A 3,975-nucleotide genomic window follows, 5' to 3' on the forward strand; every position below is an offset into this window, starting at 1 on the left:
CCCCCCCCCCCCCGGTGTTTGCATGCGGCCAACCTGTGCCGCCCCGGGCCGCCGAGCAAGCCGGATGAGGAGAATCCGATGTTCCAACTGCACTGTCCGCACTGCGGGGCCACCCGCGAGGAAGAAGAATTCAGCTATGCCGGCGAGGCCTATATCGCCCGCCCGGCCAGCCCGGAAGACGCCAGCGACGCCGAATGGGGCGACTACCTGTTCATGCGCAAGAACACCCGCGGCTGGTTCTGGGAGCAATGGCAGCACACCGCCGGCTGCCGCAAGGTGTTTGCCGTCAAGCGGCACACCGCCAGTTATCAGATCGCCGGCAGCTGGACGCTGGCGGAAGGCAAAGCGCAATACCTGAAGGAGAGCGAAGCATGAGCGCCTACCGTGTCCATCGCCACAGCCAGCGCATCGATAGCCAGTCGCCGCTGCAGTTCACGTTCGACGGCAAGCGCCTGCAGGGCTTCGCCGGCGATACCCTGGCCTCCGCGCTGATCGCCAACGGCGTCAAGCTGATCGGCCGCAGCTTCAAATACGGCCGCCCGCGCGGCATCATCGGCCACGGTTCCGAGGAGCCGAACGCGCTGATCCAGCTGGAAACCGGCGCCTACACCGTGCCGGATCTGAAAGCCACCCAGGTGGAGCTGTACAACGGCCTGTCCGCCACCACCACCACCGGCTTCCCGTCGCTGAACTTCGACCTCAAGGGTCTGGCCGGCAGCTTTGCCCGCTTCATGCCGCCCGGCTTCTACTACAAGACCTTCATGGGCCCGGTGAAAGCCGCCTGGCCGATGTACGAGAAGCTGATCCGCATGGCCGCCGGCTATGGCCGCGCGCCGGTGGAAGCCGATCCGGAGTTCTACGACCACCTGCACCACCACGTCGACGTGCTGGTGGTGGGCGGCGGTGCCTGCGGCCTGTGGGCCGCCACCCTGGCCGGCCGCGCCGGCCTCAAGACCCTGCTGGTGGACGAACAGAACGAAGCCGGCGGCTGGATGCTGTCCGACGCCAGCGCGCAGATCGACGGCAAGCCGGCAATGCAGTGGGTGGGCGAGCGCCTGGCCGAGCTGGACAGCCTGGCCAATGTCACGGTATTGACCCGCACCACCGCCTTCGCGCTGCACGAGCAGAACCTGGTGCAGGCACTGGAACTGCGCCAGGACCACCTGCCGATCGGCAGCCGCGACCGCAGCCAGCCGCGCCAGCGCCTGCACAAGATCCGCGCCCACCACGTGGTGCTGGCCGCCGGCGCCATCGAGCGCCCGCTGGTCTACGGCAACAACGACCGCCCGGGGGTGATGACCGCCGCCGCCGGCCAGACCTACCTCAACCGCTACGGTGTGGCCGTTGGCCGCAACGTGCTGCTGATGACGCACAACGACGCCGCCTACGACGCCGCCCGCGACCTGGCCGCCGCCGGCAGCCAGGTTACCCTGATCGACACCCGCCTGCGCGGCGCCGCCGCCTGGCGCCAGCAGCAGGCCAAGCAGGCCGGCGTGGAGCTGATGCTGGGCTACGGCATTGCCGAAGTGCACGGCAAGACCGCCGCCAGCGGCGCGCAGCTGGTACAGCTGGACCCGTTCACCAACACCGTGCGTGGCAAAGGCCCGCGCCTGTCGGCCGACAGCATCCTGTCCTCCGGCGGCCTGACCTCCACCGTGCACCTGTTCTGCCACAACACCGGCCGCCCGTACTGGAAAGAGGACAGCCTGTCCTTCGTGGTACCGGACGAAGGCCGCCAGGGCATCAGCTGTGCCGGCGCCATCACCGGCCGCTGGGAACTGGACAGCGCCCTGGCGCAGACCCACGCCGCCACCAGCGCCATGCTGGCCGGCTTCGGCCGCAGCACCCACGGCGACTGCCCGCAGGGCGGCGCGCACGACGTGGCCGCCACCCGCCGCCTGTTCCGCGTGCCGGACGGTCTGGCCGAAGGCCACGGTGCCAAGGCCTTCGTCGACTTCCAGAACGACGTCTCCGCCGCCGACATCCACCTGGCAGTGCGTGAGAACTACCGCTCCATTGAACACGTCAAGCGCTACACCGCGCTGGGCTTCGGTACCGACCAGGGCAAGCTGTCCAACGTCAACGGCTTCGCCATCGCCGCCGAGGCACTGGGCAAACCGATCGCCGCGGTCGGCACCACCACCTACCGCCCGGCCTACACCCCGGTCACCTTCGGTGCGCTGGCCGGCAGCCACAAGGCCGACACCTTCGAGCCGCGCCGCTACACCGCGATGCAGGCCTCGCACCTCAAACGGGGCGCGCTGTTCGAGACCGTCGGCCAGTGGATGCGCCCGTGGTACTTCCCCAAGGGCAAGGAAACCCTGCATCAGGCCGTGGACCGCGAATGCCTGGCCACCCGTAACAGCGTGGGGGTGATGGATGCCTCCACCCTCGGCAAGATCGACGTGAAAGGCCCGGACGCGCGCGAATTCCTCAACCGCATCTACTCCAACGCCTGGAGCAAGCTCGACCCGGGCAAGTGCCGCTACGGCCTGATGCTGGACGAGAACGGCATGGTGATGGACGACGGCGTCACCGCCTGCATCGCCGACGACCACTTCCACATGACCACCACCACCGGCGGCGCCGCCCGGGTGCTGAACTGGCTGGAACGCTGGCACCAGACCGAATGGCCGGAGCTGAAAGTACGCTTCACCTCTACCACCGACCACTGGAGCACCACCGCGGTGGTGGGGCCGAAGAGCCGCGCCGTGCTGCAGAAACTGTGCAGCGACATCGACCTGTCCGCCGACAACTTCAAGTTCATGGACTGGCGCGAAGGCACCGTCGCCGGCGTACCGGCCAAGGTGTTCCGCATCTCCTTCTCCGGCGAACTGGCGTACGAGATCAACGTCGACGCCTGCTACGGCCACTACATCTGGGAACAGGTGATGGCCGCCGGTGAAGAATTCGGCATCACCCCGTACGGCACCGAAACCATGCACGTGCTGCGCGCCGAGAAGGGCTTCATCATCGTCGGCCAGGACACCGACGGCTCGATGACCCCGATCGACCTCGCCATGGGCTGGGCGGTGGGAATGAAGAAGCCGTTCAGCTTCCTCGGCAAGCGCTCGCTGTCGCGTTCCGACACCACCCGTTCCGACCGCAAGCAGCTGGTCGGCCTGTACACCGAAGACCCGAAAGTGGTGCTGGCCGAAGGCGCGCAGATCCTGTCCACCCCGGACGCCACGCCGCCGGCCAATATGCAGGGCCATGTCACCTCCAGCTACCACAGCGCCTTCCTCGGCCGCTCCATCGCCATGGCAGTGCTCAAAGGCGGCAGCCAGCGCGAAGGCGACACCGTCTACGTGTGGGCGCAGGGCAAGCTGCACCCGGCCAAAGTGGTTTCCTCCGTATTCGTCGATCAAGAAGGGGTGCGTCAACATGCCTAACTTCCAACCCTATCTGCAGTCCCCGCTGGTCAACTTCAACCTGCCGGCCGAGACCGTGCTGGTCGATAACAGCCAGCTGGCGCGTGCCAACGAACTGCCGCTGCTGGGCTACATCGCCATCCGGGGCGAGCTGGCCGACGGCGCCATCGCCGCCGCCATCGCCAAGGTCAGCGGTGCCGCACTGCCGGCGGCCGGCCAGTTCACCACCGGCGAGGCTGGCGTGCTGCTGTGGGTGTCGCCGGACGAGCTGCTACTGGTCACCCGCCGCGCCGAACTGGCGCAAAGGTTGGCCGCATTCGACGCCGCCTTCGCCGGGCTGTTCGCCCACGCGGTGGACAACAGCGGCGGGCTGACCTGCGTGTCGCTGTCCGGTGCCGAACACGTGACCGTGCTGCGCCACATGGGGGTGTACGACTTCGAATCGATCGGCGTGGGCCAGGCGGTGAGCACCGTGCTGGGCAAGGCTGGCGGCACGGTGTTGCGGCTGGAGGACGACGGCGTGTTCCTGATCATCCGCCGCAGCTTTGCCGACTACCTGTGGCTGTTGCTGCGCAAGGTGGCAGCGCCGTATCGCTTTGCGGTG

3 protein-coding genes are annotated in these 3,975 nt (G+C 67.9%); all 3 read left to right on the plus strand.

What is annotated here, in order from left to right:
* Positions 1–78: 78 nt before the first annotated feature.
* Entirely contained in the window at positions 79–375 is a 297-nt protein-coding gene (locus tag ACFOLG_RS08995; RefSeq protein WP_386090968.1) for a sarcosine oxidase subunit delta, read from the plus strand.
* The gene (locus tag ACFOLG_RS09000; protein WP_386090970.1) at positions 372–3,392 is read left to right on the plus strand and encodes a sarcosine oxidase subunit alpha family protein; all 3,021 of its coding nucleotides are present in this window, start codon (positions 372–374) and stop codon (positions 3,390–3,392) included. The genes ACFOLG_RS08995 and ACFOLG_RS09000 overlap by 4 nt, the downstream gene beginning before the upstream one ends.
* Positions 3,385–3,975 (plus strand): sarcosine oxidase subunit gamma (locus ACFOLG_RS09005; RefSeq protein ID WP_386090972.1); only part of this gene is annotated, 591 nt, incomplete at its 3' end. The genes ACFOLG_RS09000 and ACFOLG_RS09005, both read left to right, overlap by 8 nt.

It is taken from the genome of Vogesella facilis (assembly GCF_042648525.1).
Classification (GTDB): domain Bacteria; phylum Pseudomonadota; class Gammaproteobacteria; order Burkholderiales; family Chromobacteriaceae; genus Vogesella; species Vogesella facilis.

Coding starts and splice junctions, on each gene's coding strand:
- ACFOLG_RS08995 (WP_386090968.1), top strand. CDS start 79: ATGTTCCAACTGCACTGTCCGCACTGCGGGGCCACCCGCGAGGAAGAA.
- ACFOLG_RS09000 (WP_386090970.1), top strand. CDS start 372: ATGAGCGCCTACCGTGTCCATCGCCACAGCCAGCGCATCGATAGCCAG.